This window comes from Micromonospora sp. DT44 (assembly GCF_049841635.1).
Lineage (GTDB): Bacteria > Actinomycetota > Actinomycetes > Mycobacteriales > Micromonosporaceae > Micromonospora.
The window spans coordinates 1-19,114 of the sequence record NZ_JBNCKS010000012.1; the positions used below are offsets into that span (position 1 = coordinate 1).

The 19,114-nt window shown below is 69.8% G+C and carries 20 protein-coding genes; 9 read left to right on the top strand and 11 right to left on the bottom strand.

The genetic code is table 11. From position 1 onward, the window contains the following. Nucleotides 1–901: 901 nt before the first annotated feature. Complete coding sequence (locus ACLQ25_RS09090) at nucleotides 902–1,447, bottom strand: hypothetical protein (RefSeq protein ID WP_425730457.1); 546 nt, start codon at nucleotides 1,445–1,447, stop codon at nucleotides 902–904. Between the two features lie 242 nt (nucleotides 1,448–1,689). Here ACLQ25_RS09090 and ACLQ25_RS09095 point away from each other — a divergent pair, with 242 nt between their 5' ends. Next, nucleotides 1,690–2,016 (top strand): hypothetical protein, encoded by a 327-nt coding sequence (locus ACLQ25_RS09095; RefSeq protein ID WP_425730458.1) that lies wholly within the window; start codon nucleotides 1,690–1,692, stop codon nucleotides 2,014–2,016. A gap of 28 nt (nucleotides 2,017–2,044) precedes the next feature. Here the strand turns inward: ACLQ25_RS09095 and ACLQ25_RS09100 are convergent, their stop codons facing one another. From ACLQ25_RS09100 to ACLQ25_RS09120, 5 genes are read right to left on the bottom strand one after another with little or no spacing between them, the layout of a single operon-like run. Next, complete coding sequence (locus ACLQ25_RS09100; protein ID WP_425730459.1) at nucleotides 2,045–2,617, bottom strand: hypothetical protein; 573 nt, start codon at nucleotides 2,615–2,617, stop codon at nucleotides 2,045–2,047. Then, nucleotides 2,614–3,936 carry a hypothetical protein gene (locus ACLQ25_RS09105; protein ID WP_425730460.1) on the bottom strand — a complete coding sequence of 441 codons (1,323 nt, stop codon included), beginning with the start codon at nucleotides 3,934–3,936 and terminating at the stop codon, nucleotides 2,614–2,616. Before ACLQ25_RS09105 ends, ACLQ25_RS09100 begins: the two co-directional genes overlap by 4 nt. Further along, nucleotides 3,933–4,730, bottom strand: coding sequence for an ATP-binding cassette domain-containing protein (locus ACLQ25_RS09110; protein ID WP_425730461.1), 798 nt, complete (start codon nucleotides 4,728–4,730; stop codon nucleotides 3,933–3,935). The genes ACLQ25_RS09105 and ACLQ25_RS09110 overlap by 4 nt, the downstream gene beginning before the upstream one ends. A gap of 11 nt (nucleotides 4,731–4,741) precedes the next feature. After that, complete coding sequence (locus tag ACLQ25_RS09115) at nucleotides 4,742–5,548, bottom strand: zf-HC2 domain-containing protein (protein WP_425730462.1); 807 nt, start codon at nucleotides 5,546–5,548, stop codon at nucleotides 4,742–4,744. Beyond that, on the bottom strand, nucleotides 5,545–6,096 hold the full coding sequence (locus ACLQ25_RS09120) for an RNA polymerase sigma factor (protein ID WP_425730463.1): 552 nt from the start codon (nucleotides 6,094–6,096) through the stop codon (nucleotides 5,545–5,547). Before ACLQ25_RS09120 ends, ACLQ25_RS09115 begins: the two co-directional genes overlap by 4 nt. Before the next feature lie 326 nt (nucleotides 6,097–6,422). Between ACLQ25_RS09120 and ACLQ25_RS09125 the strand changes: the two genes are divergently transcribed. The 4 genes from ACLQ25_RS09125 to ACLQ25_RS09140 all read left to right on the top strand — a co-directional run bounded on the left by ACLQ25_RS09125 (nucleotide 6,423) and on the right by ACLQ25_RS09140 (nucleotide 12,712). Next, on the top strand, nucleotides 6,423–7,871 hold the full coding sequence (locus tag ACLQ25_RS09125) for an AAA family ATPase (protein ID WP_425730464.1): 1,449 nt from the start codon (nucleotides 6,423–6,425) through the stop codon (nucleotides 7,869–7,871). A gap of 180 nt (nucleotides 7,872–8,051) precedes the next feature. After that, nucleotides 8,052–8,822 carry an IclR family transcriptional regulator gene (locus ACLQ25_RS09130; protein WP_425730465.1) on the top strand — a complete coding sequence of 257 codons (771 nt, stop codon included), beginning with the start codon at nucleotides 8,052–8,054 and terminating at the stop codon, nucleotides 8,820–8,822. Between the two features lie 441 nt (nucleotides 8,823–9,263). Beyond that, nucleotides 9,264–10,694, top strand: a complete 1,431-nt coding sequence (locus tag ACLQ25_RS09135) for an extracellular solute-binding protein (protein WP_425730466.1) — start codon at nucleotides 9,264–9,266, stop codon at nucleotides 10,692–10,694. A gap of 101 nt (nucleotides 10,695–10,795) precedes the next feature. Next, entirely contained in the window at nucleotides 10,796–12,712 is a 1,917-nt protein-coding gene (locus tag ACLQ25_RS09140; RefSeq protein ID WP_425730467.1) for an ABC transporter permease subunit, read from the top strand. 13 nt (nucleotides 12,713–12,725) lie between these two features. Here the strand turns inward: ACLQ25_RS09140 and ACLQ25_RS09145 are convergent, their stop codons facing one another. Continuing rightward, entirely contained in the window at nucleotides 12,726–13,625 is a 900-nt protein-coding gene (locus tag ACLQ25_RS09145) for a CDP-diacylglycerol diphosphatase (RefSeq protein WP_425730468.1), read from the bottom strand. Nucleotides 13,626–13,783: 158 nt separating this feature from the next. Next, nucleotides 13,784–14,008 (bottom strand): winged helix-turn-helix domain-containing protein, encoded by a 225-nt coding sequence (locus ACLQ25_RS09150; protein ID WP_425730469.1) that lies wholly within the window; start codon nucleotides 14,006–14,008, stop codon nucleotides 13,784–13,786. 282 nt (nucleotides 14,009–14,290) lie between these two features. On the opposite strand from ACLQ25_RS09150, the gene ACLQ25_RS09155 reads away from it, so the two are divergent. Both ACLQ25_RS09155 and ACLQ25_RS09160 read left to right on the top strand, forming a co-directional pair. Beyond that, on the top strand, nucleotides 14,291–14,470 hold the full coding sequence (locus tag ACLQ25_RS09155; RefSeq protein WP_425730470.1) for a hypothetical protein: 180 nt from the start codon (nucleotides 14,291–14,293) through the stop codon (nucleotides 14,468–14,470). Then, complete coding sequence (locus ACLQ25_RS09160) at nucleotides 14,467–14,688, top strand: flavin reductase (RefSeq protein WP_425730471.1); 222 nt, start codon at nucleotides 14,467–14,469, stop codon at nucleotides 14,686–14,688. Before ACLQ25_RS09155 ends, ACLQ25_RS09160 begins: the two co-directional genes overlap by 4 nt. A gap of 7 nt (nucleotides 14,689–14,695) precedes the next feature. On the opposite strand, the gene ACLQ25_RS09165 is transcribed toward ACLQ25_RS09160, so the two are convergent. Together ACLQ25_RS09165 and ACLQ25_RS09170 are read right to left on the bottom strand one after the other, a co-directional pair. Continuing rightward, nucleotides 14,696–15,592, bottom strand: a complete 897-nt coding sequence (locus ACLQ25_RS09165; RefSeq protein ID WP_425730472.1) for a bifunctional helix-turn-helix transcriptional regulator/GNAT family N-acetyltransferase — start codon at nucleotides 15,590–15,592, stop codon at nucleotides 14,696–14,698. Between the two features lie 10 nt (nucleotides 15,593–15,602). Next, nucleotides 15,603–16,766: a low temperature requirement protein A gene (locus tag ACLQ25_RS09170; RefSeq protein WP_425730473.1), complete on the bottom strand. Its 1,164-nt coding sequence runs from the start codon at nucleotides 16,764–16,766 to the stop codon at nucleotides 15,603–15,605. 188 nt (nucleotides 16,767–16,954) lie between these two features. Between ACLQ25_RS09170 and ACLQ25_RS09175 the strand changes: the two genes are divergently transcribed. Together ACLQ25_RS09175 and ACLQ25_RS09180 are read left to right on the top strand one after the other, a co-directional pair. Further along, nucleotides 16,955–17,425, top strand: a complete 471-nt coding sequence (locus ACLQ25_RS09175) for a hypothetical protein (RefSeq protein WP_425730474.1) — start codon at nucleotides 16,955–16,957, stop codon at nucleotides 17,423–17,425. A gap of 132 nt (nucleotides 17,426–17,557) precedes the next feature. Beyond that, the gene (locus ACLQ25_RS09180) at nucleotides 17,558–18,184 is read left to right on the top strand and encodes a phosphatase PAP2 family protein (protein ID WP_425730475.1); all 627 of its coding nucleotides are present in this window, start codon (nucleotides 17,558–17,560) and stop codon (nucleotides 18,182–18,184) included. A gap of 4 nt (nucleotides 18,185–18,188) precedes the next feature. Here ACLQ25_RS09180 and ACLQ25_RS09185 read toward each other — a convergent pair whose 3' ends face one another. Then, on the bottom strand, nucleotides 18,189–18,896 hold the full coding sequence (locus tag ACLQ25_RS09185) for a prepilin peptidase (RefSeq protein WP_425730596.1): 708 nt from the start codon (nucleotides 18,894–18,896) through the stop codon (nucleotides 18,189–18,191). Nucleotides 18,897–19,114: the final 218 nt, after the last annotated feature.

The window sequence follows — 19,114 nt, forward strand, 5'->3', positions numbered from 1 at the left end:
GAACGACAGGGGCAGGAAGTCATACCGGGCCGGGCGACCGAGGGTCCCCGGCTGGGGACGATCAAAAAGGTAACGGGTGCATGCCTGCCCCCACCGACGCGCAGGCTTGACCTCAAGCATGGTTGAGCTACCAACCTCAGCGTCATGCGACGACTCATCCGTGCAATCAAGGGTGTTCTACCTGCGCGCAGAGCCGCAGTGGGACCGCGAAGCGTGATGCCTGTGCGTCATCTTGATGACTCACAGGCATCACGCTCTTTGGGGCCGTGGGCGGCTGCACGTATAGCGGCGGCGGCTGACCCCACTGCGCCCCAGCTGGCTCGTTTCCTTCTGCTCGCCCCAGAGCTGTACGGGTCGACTGCCAAAGAACCCGGGCGGTGCGAGTAGGCAAGGAGGGTCGGCGGCAGCAACAGTGACAGCAATCAGCCGGCAAGGGGTCATAAGCCGCAGAACCGTACCCAAGGCGGCGTGTATCGGCTCACGTAGTCGCGGGCACGGGGCAGCCGGTCTTGCCAGTACTGGTGCGGCATGCGGGAGTCGTGCGCCTCGCAGAATTCCGCGAGACCTTCCGCGATCTTGACACTCTCCAGCGGGCGGTCCTCGAAGGTGATGTTGGCCTCCCAGCAGTTCCGCCTCGGCGTTCCAGCCCGAGTGGTCGAACGCCCAGCCATCGCAGAGCGCGTACACGTGGAAGACCGACCATTCGCCTGCCAGACGTACTCCCGCGATCTCGATCGGCCGCTTGGGCCGCCACCGTCCGAACGTTAGCGGATTGTCCGTCTGGCGCGGCGAATGGCGGTCAGCGCCGGGCCGATGACGGCAGCCGCTACGACACGACAAGTCTCCAACTATCCCTCCGGGTGTGTTACCGACGCTTAGTTGAGGCCGGCCAGCCCTACAGTCAGCAGACGCACTCGAACGACAGGCCACTGCTCGTCGGGAGCGCGCTCCAGGCCGACCGGATGGGGGCGTGGCGATGCGCCTGCGCCCGGGTGTCCGCCAACGCTTCGGCCCGTAACGGCCCGACGGGAGGAAATTTGAACCCCGTGGGATCCGCGCGCTGGGCAGCGACGGCGTGCAGCGGGGTGACGTCGAGCTGGTCAAGGTCGATCAGATCGGCCTCGTCGTCGAAGACCATCTCCAGGTCGAGCTGCCACAGCTCGGGCTGCCGGTACGGGTCGTCATGGTCACCGATGTCGGCGATGGCCAACTGGCGGGTGAACGTCAGACTCAGGCGGCCGTCGTTCCAGGAGTGCCGTCCCCACTGGACGATGAAACCATCGGCGTCAGAGTCCGCAGTCGGGTCGATGCCGTCAATCTCCACCTGCATGAACTCGGCGAACGGACCCCAGGCCGCCTGGACATCGGTCACCGAATCCTGCTCGACGCGGTAACGCCGCAGAATCTGCGCGAACACGTCAGGGGTGGTCCGCCAGGGGATCTGCATGTGGCCAGCGTGCTTGACGACAAACCCGGCTGACAACCCACTCTTGCGCAGGTCAGCGGTGACGTACCGCAGGGTCCGGGACTTTTTCGGATGTCCAGGTCCGGCGGACAATGTCATCATGGCGAGATGGCGACCCCACAGAATGGATCATGAGCCGTAGGCCTCCCCGCCTTCTACGAGTACCTCGGTACACCAAGCACGCCGACCCCTCCCCACGTGTTCCCGATGGGATCTCGGCCAAGGTGCTGCGGCAGATCACCGAAGCCGCACAGGCAGGGCGCTGCCAGGACGTGCAGTCGATGGCCTCAGCGGTTGCCACCTTGAAGCGGTTTCTCCGGCGATCCGGCGCGGTGTTGACGCTCGATCAGGACGCCGACTGCCCCTGCTGTGACCCGCGTCAGGCGATGGACACCCTGCACACGATCGCTGGTGCAGTCCCTCTGAGCGGCAGGCGCGAGATCCAGGCGATCGTGGATCCCCTTGTTGAGCGGTATCGCGCCCGCACCCTGCACGATCCGAGCCGGCCACAAGACAGCCCATGGTGGTGGCGACGCATCGCCGACCGCTAGACCACTGCGGCGCGGGTCGGCGCTTCCGTCACTCCCGTCGGGCGGCTCCGCGCATCGCGTACGCCATCACGCCCGTGACCGCCAGGACGGCCGCGACCACGGCCGCCGGCCAACTGTCGTGGGGTTGGCCCGGCCAGGTGGCGAGCGCCCCCCACGTGCTCGACTGGGGGAACAGGGCCGCGACCACCGCCCACCCCATGGGCAGGAACCAGGCGCGGGCCGCGCCCGCGACCGTCGCGCAGAGCGCGGTCAGGCCCAGCAGGCCGGCGGAGTCGCGGACCATCAGCGCGGTGGGGCCGAAACGGGCGCCGCTGGGTTGGGTGGCGAGCAGCACGACGAGTACGAGCACCAGCGCGGCCAGCAGGTGCACGGCTCGCCGCCACGGCCAGCGCAGTGCGGCCGTGCGTTCCAGGTCCTCGTCGGGGGCGGCCAGTGTGGTCGACAGGGCGGCCACCATCAGCGTGACCGTCAGGACGACGAGCAGGAGGATGACGTCGCGTTCGGTGGACAGCGTCAGCCACAGCGCCCAGATCAGGGCGGCGGCGCTGACGGACGCGGCCAGTGCCACGGGTACGCGTCGTGCGCGTAGGTGCAGGATCATCGCGACAGCAGTCCGGTGGAATCCTGGCAGGCCAGGATCGCGTCGCGTACCGCGATCACGCGGGAGAGCGCCTCCGGGGCGGGCAGCTTCTGAAGCTCTCGCCACAGGGTGACCGCCTCGGCGTTGAGCTGCGGATCCTCCCCGATCATCTCGGGAATGACGCCGACGTTGGAGACCGGCTCGCGGCCGAGCAGGTGGTAGGCGGCGGCCCGTTCGACCGCGGCGTTGCGCTCGCAGTCCGGGCCGCCGTCTCCGGTGCCCAGGCCGAACACCATCTCGGGGACCACGGCGTCGGGGTGGGCCAGGCCGCCGTGGTCGTCGATCCGGACATCGATCGTGACGATGTCGGCGTCGTGGCCGGGCACGTCCTCAATGAGGATGGCCCGCGTGTCCTCGTGCGCCTGGGTCGGGGCGTTCGGCATCTTGGCGAGGGTAGCCAGGCCCTGGCGGGCGAGCGGGGTCAGCGATTCCAACACGTTCGCGTTGACACGGGTGACGCAGATCTTCGGCGCGTCGTCGGTGCAGGCGAGTTCGCGGGCCACGGGGTCGACCGGCGCGACGAGGCTCGCCTCGTCGCGGGGGACGATCGCCGCCGCGACGCCGAAGCCGAGCAGCACCGGCAGGACGGCGGCCACCGACGTGCGGGGACCTTGCGCGACCAGCAGGAGTACGCCGGTCAGCGCGAGACCGGCCATGAAGATGGCGAGCACGGCGGTGACCCGCGGGTCGATGGTCTGGAACGGGTAGAACGGGGTGCTGCCGTACGCGGGAGACAGGATCGCGGCCATCCAGTCCGGCCGCATGACCACAGTGAAGAAGACCAGCAGCACACCGGCCACGGCGAGCACGGGCGCGGTCACCAGCGCGGGTAGCAGCCGCCCGATGCCCAGGCCGAGCCAGGCCGCCGCGACCAGGGAGAACGCCCCGACCAGTGTGATGGCGACGACGTCCGGCGGGAAGTACGCGGCGGTGGACGCGATCCGCAAGCCGCCCGCGCCGACCACCAGCAGGAAGGCGAGCCCGAGCGCGGCTCCCATCGCGACGAGGACCGGGAGCATCCGGCGGGCGCGGGACCGGGGTGTGGTGGCGAACAGTTCCCCGACCTTGGCCCGGTGTTCGCGGCGGCCCTGCCACGCTCCGGCGGCGAGGGCGATCGGCCAGAGCAGGAGCAGGTACTCCTTGACGGTGAGCGTGAGGGACATCCACCCCTCCGACCAGCGGCCCGGGGCAAGGTAGAGGGCGGCGACGCCGACCGCCACCGCGAGGAGCGCGGCGCCGGCTGCGGCGGAGCGCCGGAGTTCGATCCGCAGGACGCTCATCGGCTGGCCGCCTCGTGCCGGCGGAGCAGCGCCGAGTAGCCGCGTTCGGCGGGGCTGTCGCCCGGGTGGCGCTCGTCGCCTTCGGCGGCAAGGGCTGCGGGCGTGCCCTGCCACACCAACCGACCCTCGTTGATCAGCACCACCTCCGTGCAGGCGGCGACCACGTCCTCGACGAGGTGGGTGGAGACCAGCACGCAGGCGTCCGTGCCCAGGTCGCGCAGCAGCTCACGAAGGTCGAGGCGCTGCTCGGGGTCGAGGCCGACGGTCGGCTCGTCCAGCAGCAGCACCCGCGGATCGTTGACGATGGCCTGGGCGACGCCGGCCCGGCGGAGCATCCCGCCGGAGAGTGTGCGGAGCCGGGCGTCGGCCTTGGCGCTGAGCCCGACGCGGTCGATCGCGCGCTGCGTGGCCGCTGGGATGTCGGGCTTCGGCATCTCCTTCAACCAGGCCAGGTACGACACGAACTCCCGCACCGTAAACCGCGGGTAGTAGCCGAAGTGCTGCGGCAGGTAGCCCAGCGAACGCCGGGCCTGGCGCAGGTCGGCGCGACCGTCCACCGAACTGCCGAGCAGGGTCAGCCGGCCACCGGACGGCTTGATTACGGTGGCCAGGGCACGCATCAACGTCGTCTTGCCCGCGCCGTTGCGCCCCAGCAGGCCGTGGACGCCGGTGGCCAGGCTCAGGTCGAGCCCGTCGACGGCCAGGTGCCGGCCCGCCCGCACCTTCAGCGCCTCGGCGTGAATGGCCCAGGGGTGGATGGTGGTGGCCGTTTCGGCCAGGCTCACCGCTCGCATGGTGGTTCCCTTCAGAAGGAGGTGAGGCGCCGGAAGCTGTCGGCGCGCAGGAGGGTCAGGGCGGCCAGCACGACCGTGACGACGGCCCACCCACCGATGGCCGCCGGTTCCAGGAACACCGGCAACTCGGCGGTGGCGAGGCTGGGCGCGACCACCGCGGCGGCCCAGGCGGCCATCAACCCGATCGCGGCGCGGCGGACGCCGACGAGGGAGCCGAGCAGCAGCGTGGCGGCGGTGAAGGCCAGGCACGGCAGCAGCATCAGCGCGGGGTTCACCCGGCTGGCCCCGTAGGCGGCGAGCACGGCGAGCACCGGGATGACGAGGACGAGCACCCCGGCGGTACGACGCAGGAGCATCGTCAGACCGGCCGAGGGGGTGCCGACGACCAGTTCCCAGGCCGGGTCGCCGCGTCTGCTCCAGGCCGCGGCGACCCCGGGCAGCGGCGCGAGGGGCGCGAGCAGCAGCACGATCGACGGCAGCTCGGACAGGAAGTACGTGAGCAGGGCCGCGGTGCCGAGCACGCCGGCGGTCATGGCGACCCAGGGCAGCAGCGCCGCCACGAACCAGCGCTGCCGCAGCGGCGTACGGAGGAAGGCCCTGGACCGTGGGGTGGGGCCGGCGGCGATCGCGCGGTCGACGGCTGCCGCGACCTCGGCGACCAGGGCGCGCGACTCGATGGTGGTGCTGCCGGCAAGGCGGGCGCGGCAGTCGGCGCAGCTCTCCAGGTGCACTTCGATCGACCAGACGGTCGCCTCGTCGAGGCCGGGATCGCCGTCGGCGTAGCGGTCGATGTCGTTCAGGGTGGGATGCGTGGTCACGACAGGGCCTCCCGCAGGACGATCCGGGCGCGGCGGATCTGGGACTTGACGGTGTTCTCGGGTACGCCCAGCAGCACGGACGTTTCGCGGACGGTGAAGCCGTCCAGGACAGTGGCGCGGAGCACCGCGCGAACCTCGGGCGGCAGCACGGCGAGGGCCTGTTCGAGTTCCTGCCCGACCCGGCCGGCGAGCGCCTCGTCCTCGGCCGCGGGCACGACCGTCTCGACCGGATGCACCTGCGGCACCCGGGCCTGCCGCGAACGACGCCGGAACGCGTCCACCAGGCGGTGCGCGGCGATGGTCCACAACCAGCCGACGGCGCTGCCGGTGACCTGGTCGCCGGCGAAGCTGCCGGCTGCCCGCCACACCGTCAGGAAGGTCTCCTGAAGGACGTCGGCGACCACGTCCGGGTCCGCGCACCGGCGGCGCAGGCGCACCTCCAACCAGGGCGCGGTACGCCGGTACAGCTCGTCGAAGGCCCGCCGGTCACCGCGGGCCACCCGGCGGACGAGTTCCTGCTCGTCCGCCGCGTCCAGGCTTCGTCTCACGACAGGTAAGACGACCGCCCCCTCGCGATCGGGTCTTGCGCGACTGTGACTGCCGTCACTATCACCCGCTCGGCCTTCGACCCGAACGGTCGGGGGCGTTGCTGCCGTGCATCAGGTCGCGGAAGTCCCGTGCCCCACCCTCGCCGTCGTGGATCTGCACCCAGTGGTGTGCCGTGCTCTGTCTTGCTCGGCATCCGAAGCCCCGAACGGATGTGAGCGGGACGGCGCGGTCGGAAGCCCCGCCATCCCTGCTGACGGTCCCAGGATCACTAGCAATCTAGGTAGACTAGGCCGAAGTAAGATGCAATCTAGCTTCGGAGGGGTCGATGTTCGTCGGTCGGCGCGCGGAACTCGACCTGCTCACCCAGCAGCTTGACCACGTGAGGCGCACCGGGAGGGGCCGCTCCGTCGCCATTCGCGGGCGACGACAAGTGGGGAAGTCACGCCTGGCACAGGAGTTGTGCGACCGGGTCGATCTGCCGTACTGCTTCTACACCGCCGTCAAGGGCGCGTCGAGCATCGAAGCGGTGAGCTATTTCCTCAGCGCCCTTCGCGACTCGTCTCTGCTCAGCTCCCGCAGCCGCGACATTTTGCCCTCCCAGCCGACAGCCGGCGGCTGGGGAGACATGCTGCGGGTGCTGGCGGGAGTCCTGCCCGATACGCCGAGCGTGGTCGTCCTCGACGAGCTGCCATGGGCCTCTGAGCAGGACGCGACATTCGACGGGCACCTGCAGGTCACGTGGGACCGTCTGATCTCCAGCAAACCGGTACTGCTACTGCTGCTCGGTAGCGATCTGCACATGATGCAACGATTCACCGAATACGATCGGCCGTTTTACGGCAGGGCCACCAACATGGTCCTCGGTCCGTTCAATCTCGCCGAAACCGCCACGCTTACAGGGCTGGGCGGGGCGGATGCGATCGATGCGCAACTGATCACCGGTGGATTGCCGGGCATCGCCTTGGAATGGTCACCGGGAACACCTCCCACCGACTTCCTGAGCCAGCAGATCTCCCACAAGACCTCGGCGTTGTTCACCATCCCCGAACAATCCCTGGCGTCGGAGTTTCCGGCCCCGGACACTGCCCGGCGCATTCTCGAGGCGGTCGGCGGCGCAGGCAGCCGCACCTTCAGCAACATCGCCGCGACCGCTGGCGACCGCGGCGGTCCGGTCAGCTCCGGGACCCTCTCCCCGCTGCTGCACCGGCTCGTCGAGGAGAAACAGATCCTCGCCGTCGACAAGCCGCTCTCCACCAAGCCCAGCAAACTGGCGCAGTACCGGATCGCCGACAGCAACCTGCGTCTCTACCTGGCCATTCTGCGGGATGTGCAGCAACTGCTGTTGCGTGATCGGACAGCGGCCGCCCGCGCCGTCCTGGACAGTCGGTGGTCCACCTGGCGGGGCAACGCTGTCGAACCGATCATCCGCGACGCGCTCGCCATCGCGGCCGGCGCCGGCGGCCTGCCCTGGACGGAAACGTGGGAGGTCGGCGGCTGGTGGAACCGGCAGTCCAACCCGGAGATCGATCTTGTCGGAGCCGACCGCGCCCCGATCGCCTCGCACATCGCGTTCGCCGGTTCCATCAAATGGCAGGACGGACCGTTCGATCGGCGCCACCTCGACGAACTACGCCGCCACGCCCCCGCGATCCCGGGCTTCGAACCCGGGACCAGCGGCCTGGTCGTCGTCAGCCGATCCGGCACCGCCCTCTCGGGCGAGGCCGTGGATCTCGTCTGGGGTCCTGACGACATCGTGCGTGCCTGGTCGGTCTGATGCGGCTACGTCATGCCGTCGGTGCCGCACCGGCACCCCCGGATCGCCGACTGGTCGGCTACGGGAGTTGTCAACGGCGTTCGAAGCCTGGCGCGGACGGCTCACGTGGCTATCCTCTTCAGGTGCTGGTCCGTGTGGAGGTCGTTGACGCGGGTCCGGCATTTCGAAGGGACTAGCGACATGGCCCGTGTGGTACCGGCAGTTATCCGCGCACTCGACGTCCTCGAACTGTTCCTGGACTGCCCCCAACTGTCGGCCCGCCAGGTGATGGAGCGGCTCGACCTGCCGCGCACGACCGTCCACGAGCTGCTCGTGACGCTCGAGGCTCGCTCGTACCTGATCTCCGTGCCGGGTCAGCCGGTGCAGTATCGGCTCGGTATGCCGCTGTTCCAGCTGGGCGCGGCGTTCGCGGGTCGGCTCGATCTGGTACGCGAGGCGCAGGGTGTCGCGCGGGACGTGGCCGCCGCCTGTGACGAGGCGGTTCACGTGGCGGTGCTGGACGGCGCCGATGTCGTCTACCTCGTCAAGTTCGACAGCATCCACCCCGTTCGGATGGTGTCCGGAGTCGGGTTGCGGCTGCCCGCCCACTGCACGGCGGTCGGCAAGGTGCTGCTGTCGGCCCTCGATCCGGAGGACCTGGACGCGGTCCTGTTGAAGGATCCCCTTCCGGGCATGACGCCGGACAGCATCACCGACCCGGACCTCCTGCGGGAGCATCTCGACCAGGTCCGGGCGGAGGGCGTCGCGGTCGACGTCGGCGAGTCGGACAGCGCGATGCGCTGCGTCGCGGCGGCGATCCGGGATCACTCCGGCGCCGTCATCGCCGCGATGAGCCTGTCCGCGCCGATCATCCGGTGGACGCCGCAGGTGCAGGTGGAGTGGACCGGGCTGGTTCGCGAGGGCGCGGCAGCGCTGTCGACGCGCATGGGCTACCGCCCCCAGTCCCGGTAGCAAACCTCCCGCTTTTGGTTCGAAACAGCATCGAAACATTGACATCGCTGACCGGGCTGCTCTAGCGTCGCACCACTCGATGCGGTATATCGAACCTAGTTCGAAATCTCGAACGGCGGTGGTCCCGTGGCACGACCGAACCGGAACATCAGCGCCACTGTCTCGGCCCTGTCGCCGATCGCCTCGACCACGCCGCGCCATCCGAGGTGCGGCACCCGACAGATCTCGGGTGGCTCGGACGAAGCGTGCGTGAGCGGACATCCCGCGGCGGCCGGCGGGCCCGGTCGCCGCGACGGCGACCGACGAACGAACTGATGTCGACAGGCGGCCCTTGGTGGTCGCCACCACAGAAGCCCAACTGGAAACACGACGATCGCGGCGTTCGCCGGGTACGCCATCGGCGTGCAGTCGTGTGCGGCGAGATGAAGGAGGCGGGTGTCCATGGAGGACAAATCGGGTAGGTCTCGACGCGGCGTGCTGGGGATGGGGGTGGGAGTGCTCGGCGCGGCGGGTCTGGCCGCGTGTGGGGGCACCTCCGAATCACCGACCAAGGTGCAGGCCGAGGTTCCGCAGGAGCTGATCGACGCCGCCGCGTCGATGAAGGGCTCCTCGATGGGGATGTTGTCGCAGAAGCTGTACTCGACGGCGGCGAACGACGCCCTCAACAGCTCGATCAAGAAGTTCGCCGACACCACCGGCACCAAGATCGAGAACAGCCTGGTCCAGGCTGACGCGGGTGACGTGGTCGCGAAGATCGATGCCGAGGTCAAGGGTGGGGTGGCACGTGACCTGGCGTTCATGACCGACTCCCGGTTCGTCGCGCAGTTCCAGGCGCTGGGCGACCTGGAAGACGTCACCGACGTCGTCCAGGCGCTGACCGCCAAGTACGGCGAGCCGTGCGCGGAGGCCAAGAACTTCTGCGTCTTCGACGGCAAGTGGTTCGCGATCCCGTACCACTTCATCGGGATCGGGTCGTTCCTGCGCAAGGACTGGATGCAGGACAAGGGCATCACGCCCAAGGACATCTACAGCTGGGAGGAGCTGCGGGACGTCTGCCTGGAGATCTCCGATCCGGGCAAGCGCCGGTTCGGCTGGGGCATGACGATCAACCGGTCCGGTGACGCCAACGGCATGATCGAGGCGCTGATCAACGCGTACGGCGGGTCGATCGCCTCCAACGACGGCAGGAAGGTCACCTTCGAGTCACCCGAGACGGTGCAGGCGGTGACCTTCCTCGGCGACATCTACACCAATTCCAAGTACAAGCCGATGCTGCCGCCGGGAATCGCGAGCTGGACCGACACCAGCAACAACGAGAACTGGCTCGCCGGCATCCTCGGCTACACCCGCAACCAGTTCAGCGTCTACGCGGACTCGCGGACCAAGAAGAACCCGGTGCACGCCAACACCCACGTGTTCTCCGACTGCATCGGACCGGCCACCAACAATCCGCTGCTGCTCGGCCAGTCGCAGGGCTTCGTCATCTTCAAGGGCGCCAAGAACCCCGCGCTCGCCAAGCTCCTGGCGCAGTACCTGGTCAGCGCGCCCGCGCTGCTCGGAGTGGCGAAGGAGGCACCCGGTCTGGTGATGCCCGCCTGGGAGAAGGTCTGGGACGCGGACCCGTTCTTCACCAGCGGCGACCCGGCGTTCCCCATGCTGCGCAAGATCACCCAGTTGCAGCTGCCGTTGAACACGAAGAACGGCCTGACCTTCCCGCAGAAGGCCAGCGCCGGCCAGCAGGCCGTCGGCTCGGCGTACGTCCTCACCGACATGATGCAGCAGGTCGTGCAGGGCACCGCGCCCGCGCAGGCCGTGAAGGCGGCCCACACGAAGATGGTGCAGATCTTCAACCAGCAGGGGCTGCCGCAGTGAGGACGCTCCGTCCCGCACGGGTCCCGGCGGCGAGGGCGTCCTCGCCGCCGGGATCCGGCTCCCTCACGGCGACCCAGCGCCGGCTGGGTCGTGACTGGCGAATGGCGGCGCTGTTCCTGACGCCGATGGCGGTGCTGGTCGGCGGCCTCGTGCTCGTACCGATCGCCCGGTCGATCGTCACCAGCACCACCGAACGGCACGGGCAGGAGTCCGTGTTCGTCGGCCTGGACAATTACCTGCACCTCGTCGGCGACGACCAGTTCCACACGGGCGTGGTGAACTCGTTCGTCTTCACCGCGTACGCCGAGATCTTCAAGGTCGTGCTCGGGTTGGCCGCGGCCCTGCTGCTGCACCACCGACGCCGCGGGCGGGCGGTGCTGGCGGGGTTGCTCCTGGTGCCGTGGGTGGTGCCGACCGTGGTGACGGCGTTCAGCTGGCGCGCGCTGCTCGACCCGATCTTCGGCAGCGTCAACAACCTGCTCACCGCCACCGGAATCGGGCCGCTGCTGGTCGATCTGCACCTGGTCGACAGTTGGCCGGCGGGCTGGCTGTCCGACCCGTCGCTGGCGATGCCATCGGTGATCATGGTGAACGTCTGGAAGGGCGTGCCCTTCTTCACCGTGTGCTTCCTCGCCGGCCTGAAGGCGATCCCGGCCGACCTGTACGAGGCGGCGACCATCGACGGCGCCTCGGCGTGGCAGCGGTTCGCCAACGTGACGCTGCCCGGCCTACGCCACGTGATCACCGTGACGGTGACCCTGTCGTCGATCTGGACGTTCAACAACTTCGACCTGGTCTGGCTGCTCACCCAGGGTGGTCCGGGCGACGTGACGGCGCCGTACGTGCTCGTCGCGTACTCGAAGGCGATCCTGCAGTTGCAGTACGGCGCGGGCGCGGCGGTCACGCTCGTCATGCTGCCGGTCATCGGCGGACTGGTGTTCTTCCTGGTCCGGCTGTTGCGCCAGGATTCGGGGGCGAAACTGCCCCGGGCACGACGCGCGACGCTGCGGGTCGGTACGCGAGCGCGCAAGGCCCTGCCGTGGGTGATCACCGCGGTGGTCACCGGGCTGCTGATCTGGGCGTCGCCGGAGATCTTCTGGAAGGCGGCGGTCGTCCTCGGGGTGATCCTGCTGATCGCGGCGGCGGTCGGTCGGGTGGTGTCGACCCTCCAGTCGCGGGGCGGTCGCCGGGCATCGTCGACGGTGTCGGGCCTGGGCTCCTGGGTCGCGCTCGCCGGGCTGCTCTTCTTCGTGCTCGGTCCGCTGTACTGGATCAGCGTCACGGCCTTCAAGTCCGAGGGCCAGGTCGTCATGCGTACGGACGACCTGTGGCCGACGCCGTGGACCACGGAGCAGTTCACCGCCCTGTTCGCCAACCAGCCGTTCGGTCGCTGGTACCTCAACACCCTGCTGGTGTCCGCGGCGTCCACGGCGGTGGCGCTGGTCTGCGCCGCTCTCGCGGGGTACGCGCTCGCCCGGCTGCGGTTCCGTGGCGCGCAGGGGTTCACCGTCACCGTGCTGCTCACCTACGTGATGCCGGGCGCGCTGCTGTTCATCCCGCTCTACCAGATGCTCATCGGCGTGCGGCTCACCGACTCGTTGTGGTCGCTGGTGGTGACGTACCCGACGTTCACGCTTCCGTTCGCCACGTGGCTGCTGGTCGGCTACTTCTCCTCGATCCCCGTGGAGCTGGAGGAGGCCGCGCTCGTCGACGGCTGCACCCGCCTACAGGCGTTCGGCCGGGTGGTGTTGCCGCTGGCCAAGCCCGGGCTGCTGGCGGTCGCGCTCTTCACCCTGACCAACGCCTGGAACGAGTTCCTCTTCGCCTTCGTGTTCATCACGAAGGACGAGTACAAGACGTTGCCGGTGGGGATGCAGTCGATGATCGCCGGAGATGTCGTACCGCAGGGACAGCTCGCCGCGGCCTCGCTGCTCGTCAGCATCCCCGTGGTGATCATGTACGCGCTCGGGCAGCGCTTCCTGACCGAAGGCCTCACCGCCGGGGCGGTCAAGGGCTGATCGGTGGGGACGTTCAGGTGTACGCGAGCAGGAAGTCGACGGTGCCCGTACCGCCGGGCTGGCCCTGCGGGGTCTGGAGTGCGGGCTCGCTGTTGATGACGTAGAACCCGCCGTTGCCGACCAGGCGAGGGGTGACCGCCATCGCCTGGTGGGCCATGTTCGCCCCGGTCGGGCGTACGACGAAGTCGCGCAGCAGCGTGAACAGGTTGTCGTTCAGATTCGACACGTGCAGCACGCGGTAGGAGCGGGGGGCCGGGGCGCCCCCGCTCGTCAGGCCCCAGATCGGGACGATCTGGTTCCGCCAGTTCGCCGGGTTGTTGCTGATCACGTTGTCGTACGAGTTGAGCTGGGTCTGGATTCCACTATGGATGCCGGCCAGGTGGATGTGCAGTTGGTCCTGCTGGCGGGCGTCGGCGGAGTTGATCCCGAGCCCGATGTTCGGGTACACCACGTGCGAGGGCTGCCCGGGCTGCGCGTTGATCCAAGCGTCCAACCAGTAGTTCGGCGCGGCGGCGGTGGCGATGAACGGGCACTCGATGCCCTTCACCCGGCAGGTCGGCACGAGCAGATAGTTGTGGGTGTTCGGCGGCGCACCGTTGAGCACCACGTAGGTGGACGTGGTGCGCAGGCAGTTGGTCGGCGGTGAGGTCCGCGTACCCAGGCAGACCTGGACCCGGTCCCAGAGGTCGAACCGGCCGCCGGTGTCGGTGGGATAGCCGCACAGCGCCGACGGCGTCGGGCAGACGGCGCCGCCCGGGTTCGGCAGCGGCGGGGGTTGGGGTGAGCCGTCACCCCCGTCGGCCATTCCGCCGTCCGCCCCGGCCAGGGTGAGAAGCCCACCCGCGCTGGCGGCCCCGGACAGCTTGACGAACTGACGTCGGGCCATCTGATCGATCCGTCTGCTGCCGCTCATCGCCACTCTCCACCCGGGACGGTCCGAGGACGCTGCCCGACCCGAAGTCCCTGGTCAGGGTTCGGACGAGCAGGTCGGAACGTGCCGAGATTAGGACAAACTTTCACAGCTCAGAGGAACGCTGGCGGCGGAGTCCCCTGATCGTGTCGCGAGGCGGCCTACCTGGGGAGAGGGTTGGCGACGTAGACGCCCTTGCCCTGCCTGCCGTCGATCAGACCTTCGGCCTTGAGTAACAGCATGGAAGCGCGGATCACCGTATTGCTGACCGCGTAGTGCTCGCAGAGGGAAGCGAAGGACGGCAGTTTGTCGCCCGGCTTCAACTGGCCGGAGCTGATCTGTTCGCGGATATCCCGGGCAACCGTCAGGTAGGCGGCTTCAGACATAGGTGGTGCTCCCAGCTTGGCGGCTGGTGCAAGCAGACCACACCTCAGGCTCGACTTACAACGCTATGCGTTGCCAGTCATTGACTATGCGCACATTGCGTCCTAAGTTGCTGGTGGGGCTACTCAGCTTGGCGGCCGGGTCGTCCCGCCGTGGGTGCCCCCTCTCCGACCAGGGCACCCACGGCACCCCAGGTGTCGGCGGGAGAGGTCGTGACCGAACCGAACGACAGGGCTGAGGCTCCTGACCACTGGCAGCGACGCCCGGAGAGCAAGGTGCCTCGCGTGTCGTACGAGGAATATCTGGTCGCCGTGGCGCTGACGCTGGCGCGGCGGCACCGGCCGGCCTGGTCCTGGTCGCGGTGGCGGTACGCCTGCCGCTGCGGCAGCGACCTGCCCTGCCGTACCCGGCATCGAATTCCGATCAGCCACGCTCACTGGCCAAGCCAGGACGTGCCACGGTGACCACCCATCCGGCGCGTACTCCCGCCTGGGCCTGTGGTGGCTGCGGCGCAGACTGGCCCTGCGCGGCCCGTCGTGGCGAGCTGCGACAGGAGTACGCCGAGGCGCCGGTGTCGCTCGCCCTCTACCTGGCCGCGCAACTCGTTGACGCCACCCGCGACCTGGCCCACGTCCCCGCCGGCCAACTTCACCACCGGTTCCTGGGCTGGGCCCGGCAATGACGTCTGCTCACTGCCCGAGCGGCTTCTCGAACCAGTGGTGGGCGTAGCGCTCGGTGTTGTACGGCGGGATCTCCCGGTAACCGGTCGAGCGGTACAGGGCGATCGCCTCGGTGAGGTTGCGGTTGGTGTCGAGCCGCACGGCGGTCGCGCCGCGCTCGGCGGCGTACCGCTCCAGCTCGCCGAGCAGCCGCCGCCCGACGCCCAGTCTGCGCACGGTGTCCGCCACCCAGACGCGCTTGATCTCGGCGGGCCCGTCGCGGTGCAGTTTCACGGCGCCGCAGCCGACGGGCTCGGTGTTGAGGGTGGCGAGCAGGAGTACGCCCGCCGGCGGGACGAGCGCCTCGTCGTAGACCGGGTTGCTCAATGCCGGGTCGAAGCCGTCGTCGAATCGTCGTCCGACCTCCCGGGCGTACGCGCGCAGGCAGGCGCGGGCCCGCGGGTCGGCGGGCGGGCACGGTTCGACGACCACCATCGACCCGACGAGCAGCCGTTCGACCTCCGCCATGGCGGCGACGAGCCGGTCCCGGCGGTGTGCGGTGAGCGGCTCGAGGATCGAGGCGGCCAGTTCGTCGGACCGCCGGTCGAGTTCGGCCCACTGGATACGGCCGGCGTCGGTGAGGGCGGCGGTGCGGACCCGGCCGTCGCCGCCTGCCTGATCGGTCGGCCCCACGGTGACGAGCCCGTCGTTCTCCAGGGCGCGTAGGAGGCGGCTGAGGTAGCCCGAGTCGAGGCCGAGCCGTGCGCGCAGCGCCGCGACCTCGGCACCCGCCGGGCCGATCTCCCAGAGCACGCGGGCCTGCCCGAGGGGACGCCCCTGGGCCATGTACTCGTCGTCCAGCGCACCCACCCGCTGGGTCACCGTCCGGTTGAACCGGCGCACTGCGGCGACAAGGGCAGAGTTCATACGCCTGACTTTAGTCAGAAGATTCTGGGCGGGGATAGGAGGAGATGCCGGCGCGGTCCAGGACCACCACCAGGAGGACGACAACCATGGCGACCGCGCTGGCAACCACGAGCGGCGGTCGCACTGCGGCGGCCGCCGCAGACAAGGCGACCAGGGCGCCCACCCGAGGCCAGGACAGCCGTCGGTGAATCGCCACCGAGAGGAAGATCCGTCCGACGAGGAACAGGGGCGGCCCACCCAGGATTGCCACGACCGCCGCCGTGTCGCCCCTCTCGGTGGGGTGGGCGATGCTCAGTTCGGCCCCGGCGGCCGTCAGCACGATGCCGGCGACCATCACCAGATGCAGGTCGCCGGTGATGACGCCGAACCGCGACGGGTCCGCGCGGTCGAGGGCCGACCCCAGACGCTGGCCGGCGGGCGTCACGTACAGCAGACCGATCAGCACCGCGGTTGCGAAGACCAGCAGGAAGGCCGCGGTCTTCGCCAGGTCGAGGCGAGTGTCGGCGTACGACAGGCCGGCCACCACGACGAGTTCACCGAGCGCGATGATCATGATTTGTTGGTAGCGCTCCGCGAGATGGCCGCCCGCGAGCTGCAGCTCATCCCGCCGAGCACGGCCCAGCTTGGGCACGGGCCAGCCGAGCCGTGGGCCGGCCAGGTCGATGGCGAGGGCGACCGCCCAGAGCGTCACCCGCCACTGCGCCAGCAGCACGCCAGCGATCCACAGCACCGAGGTCATGCTGTACCAGCACAAGATCCGCAAGGCCCGGCGCTGACGCGGATGACCGCGCAACATCGTGACCGTGACTATGCCCCGGAGAAGATGGACCCCGATGTACGCGCCGGCGAAGAGCGCGGCCCGACCGTGCAGCCCCTCGGGGGCCGCCACCCCGGCGAGCAGACTGCCCAGCGTGGCGGCGATCAGCACCGCCCGGATGACCGGAGTCTCCGGGTCGTACCAGTCGGCGGTCCAGGTGGTGGCCACCCAGATCCACCAGACACCGGCCAGGAGCAGTGCGGTGCGCAACGCGCCGCCCAGCGTGAGGTCCCCCAGCAGGTGCTGGGCCGTCTGGCTGAGGGCGAGCACGAACGCCAAATCGAAGAAGAGTTCCAGGAACGAGGCGCTGAGCGGGGCGTCGCTGCCCCGTAGGAGCCGCTCGGGCCTGCTCGCCATCTCCCCGTCGTACCACCCGGGACCCGCCGCCGGAGGCGAAAACGTCGTCAGCGGCGGACACCGGAGGCGGCGTGGCCGCCGAAGCGCCCGAGGCGACGACCCGCCGCCCCCTCGTGTCGTTGATCCGGCTGCACCCCTGGTCAGCGCCGACCACGGTGGGGGCACCGACGCACCGAGGAGAGACGCCGATGACCAGTCAACGGGAGACCGTACGGGTCGAGAAGGACCTGTTCCGCGCCGTGTACGACTCGCCCGCGTCACTGCCCGGCCGACACCGGTGGACCACGCCGGAGTCGGATGTCCGGCGTCTGGAGAAGCTGCTCGGCATGCCGACGCGCACCATCGGCGCCCCGCTCTGGGTCAGCGGCGACGAGCCGGACTGCCCCAAGTGCGGCCGGCGGATCACCTGGTACGACATCGTCTCCTCGGCGGTCACCGGGCTGCACGACAAGGGCATGATCGCCGAGGTCATCCTCGGCGACCACAAGTACGTCAACACCGAGGTCCCGGACGCCATCGCGGGCGTGCACTGCGCCGACTGCCACACCGCCATCGAGGGCCTGCGCAGCTTCAAGTGCCACAACTGGGCGTACGCCTTCGAGGCGCTGGAGGCCGTCCGGGAGCGGATGAACGGCGGACTGGGACCGGCGCAGCTCTGAGCATCCCCGTCGGACGACTCTCATCGACGAAGCAGGAGTGCCGGTACGAAAACTGGACGGAGTTGCCCCACCTTCGCGTTTTCCAAGATGTCTCCAAGTTGAACGCGGTATGAACGTCTGGTGAGGTGATTCATGGCCGACAACGGCAGTACGGACGTCCCAGAGATCAGCGCCGAGTGGTACCGCGACATCGTCGACGCCGCCGCCGGCACCCCGCACCCGGTGCAGTGGTTCGTCGGGCACGCCACCGAGGGGGTGATCCTGCTGCTCGGCGCGCTGCTGGTGACGGCCGCGCTGCGCCGCCTGGCCGGCGGCCCGCACAACCGGGCACTCGCCCTGGTCGCGCCGCTGCCGACCCTGCTGGCGTACGCGGGCAGCGAGTGGCTCAAGACGGTGGTGGACGAGGATCGACCATGCCGGACGGTGGGACGAGCGATCATCGCCGGCACCTGCCCACCGCCGGGTGACTACTCGTTCCCGAGCAACCATGCCACCCTCGCCGGCGCGCTGGCGGTCACCACCCTGCTGCTCTCCCGGCGGCTCGGGTTGATCGCGTTGCCGCTGGCCGTGCTGGCCGCATTCTCTCGGGTCTTCGTAGGCGTGCACTACCCGCACGACGTGGCCGCGGGTCTGCTGCTCGGCGCCCTGGTCGCCCTCGTCGCGACTCCGCTGCTGGCCCGCCCGGCCGCCGAGGCGCTACGTCGCCGCACCGACGCCCGCCGGCCGCTGCCCGACCTGGCCGGCCGCCCCCGCCCGTAACCCCTCAGGCGGCCAGGAGGGCGCCCGCCGTGCCGAGAAGCAGGAACGGGCCGAACGGCAGGTGGGTGGTCCAGCGGACCCGTCGGGCCACCAGCAGTCCCAGGCTCACCAGCGCGGACAGCCCGAACGTGAGCAGCAGCCCGAGCACGAGGACGGGCCAGCCGTACCAGCCGAGCAGCGCGCCCACGCCGAGCGCCAACTTGGCGTCGCCCAGCCCGAAGCCCCGGCGACCGAGCAGCAAAGTGCTGGCGGCGAAGAACAGCGCCAGACCCGTACCGGCGGCGACGGCCCGCACCCACGGATCAGCCCCGGCGCCGGCCAGCGCCGCCACGCCGAGCAGCAGCCAGGTTCCGGCAGCGGCGGGCAGGGTGAGCCGGTCGGGTAGCCGGTGCACGGCCAGGTCGACGAGGACCGCCGGGAGCGTCCAGCCCAGCCACCAGGCCACGGCCGGCAGCGCTCCAAGCGGCGGGCCGACGAGCACGAGCACCGCGACGGCGGCCAGTGCCGCCACCTCGATCGTGCCGGGCGGCGGCCCGACCCGGGCGCGGCACCGACCGCACCGGCCCGCCGGACCGAGCGCGGGCCACGGCCTGCGCAGGCTGATCACGGCCCCGCAGTCATCGCACCCGGTCCGGCTGGGGGCGTCCGAGGGTACGGCCTGACGCACGACGGCCAACCGCAACAGCGGGGTGACGAGCAGGGCTGCCAGCACGGGTGCGAGCCGGAGACGACGGGTACCCGCCGCCGGCCCCGCCTCGGTGACCGCAGGACCGCCGGAGGCGGACGGTTGGTCGGTCGGTTCGGCCGTCAGCGCCACGTCGACCCCGCCGAACGTCGCGCGACCACTCCGAAAGGTGAACACGGATCGTGACTGAACGTTCGCTCGGGTGTAGCGGATGGCGCGGAAAGCGACGTCTCCCACCCACGACT

Excerpts from the sequence above, each read along its gene's own strand:
- ACLQ25_RS09180 (WP_425730475.1), top strand. The coding sequence starts at position 17,558 with ATGGCCGACAACGGCAGTACGGACGTCCCAGAGATCAGCGCCGAGTGG.
- ACLQ25_RS09175 (WP_425730474.1), top strand. The coding sequence starts at position 16,955 with ATGACCAGTCAACGGGAGACCGTACGGGTCGAGAAGGACCTGTTCCGC.
- ACLQ25_RS09145 (WP_425730468.1), bottom strand. The coding sequence starts at position 13,625 with ATGAGCGGCAGCAGACGGATCGATCAGATGGCCCGACGTCAGTTCGTC.
- ACLQ25_RS09130 (WP_425730465.1), top strand. The coding sequence starts at position 8,052 with ATGGCCCGTGTGGTACCGGCAGTTATCCGCGCACTCGACGTCCTCGAA.
- ACLQ25_RS09165 (WP_425730472.1), bottom strand. The coding sequence starts at position 15,592 with ATGAACTCTGCCCTTGTCGCCGCAGTGCGCCGGTTCAACCGGACGGTG.
- ACLQ25_RS09135 (WP_425730466.1), top strand. The coding sequence starts at position 9,264 with ATGGAGGACAAATCGGGTAGGTCTCGACGCGGCGTGCTGGGGATGGGG.
- ACLQ25_RS09090 (WP_425730457.1), bottom strand. The coding sequence starts at position 1,447 with ATGCAGATCCCCTGGCGGACCACCCCTGACGTGTTCGCGCAGATTCTG.
- ACLQ25_RS09105 (WP_425730460.1), bottom strand. The coding sequence starts at position 3,936 with ATGAGCGTCCTGCGGATCGAACTCCGGCGCTCCGCCGCAGCCGGCGCC.
- ACLQ25_RS09100 (WP_425730459.1), bottom strand. The coding sequence starts at position 2,617 with ATGATCCTGCACCTACGCGCACGACGCGTACCCGTGGCACTGGCCGCG.
- ACLQ25_RS09140 (WP_425730467.1), top strand. The coding sequence starts at position 10,796 with ATGGCGGCGCTGTTCCTGACGCCGATGGCGGTGCTGGTCGGCGGCCTC.
- ACLQ25_RS09110 (WP_425730461.1), bottom strand. The coding sequence starts at position 4,730 with ATGCGAGCGGTGAGCCTGGCCGAAACGGCCACCACCATCCACCCCTGG.
- ACLQ25_RS09170 (WP_425730473.1), bottom strand. The coding sequence starts at position 16,766 with ATGGCGAGCAGGCCCGAGCGGCTCCTACGGGGCAGCGACGCCCCGCTC.
- ACLQ25_RS09150 (WP_425730469.1), bottom strand. The coding sequence starts at position 14,008 with ATGTCTGAAGCCGCCTACCTGACGGTTGCCCGGGATATCCGCGAACAG.
- ACLQ25_RS09125 (WP_425730464.1), top strand. The coding sequence starts at position 6,423 with ATGTTCGTCGGTCGGCGCGCGGAACTCGACCTGCTCACCCAGCAGCTT.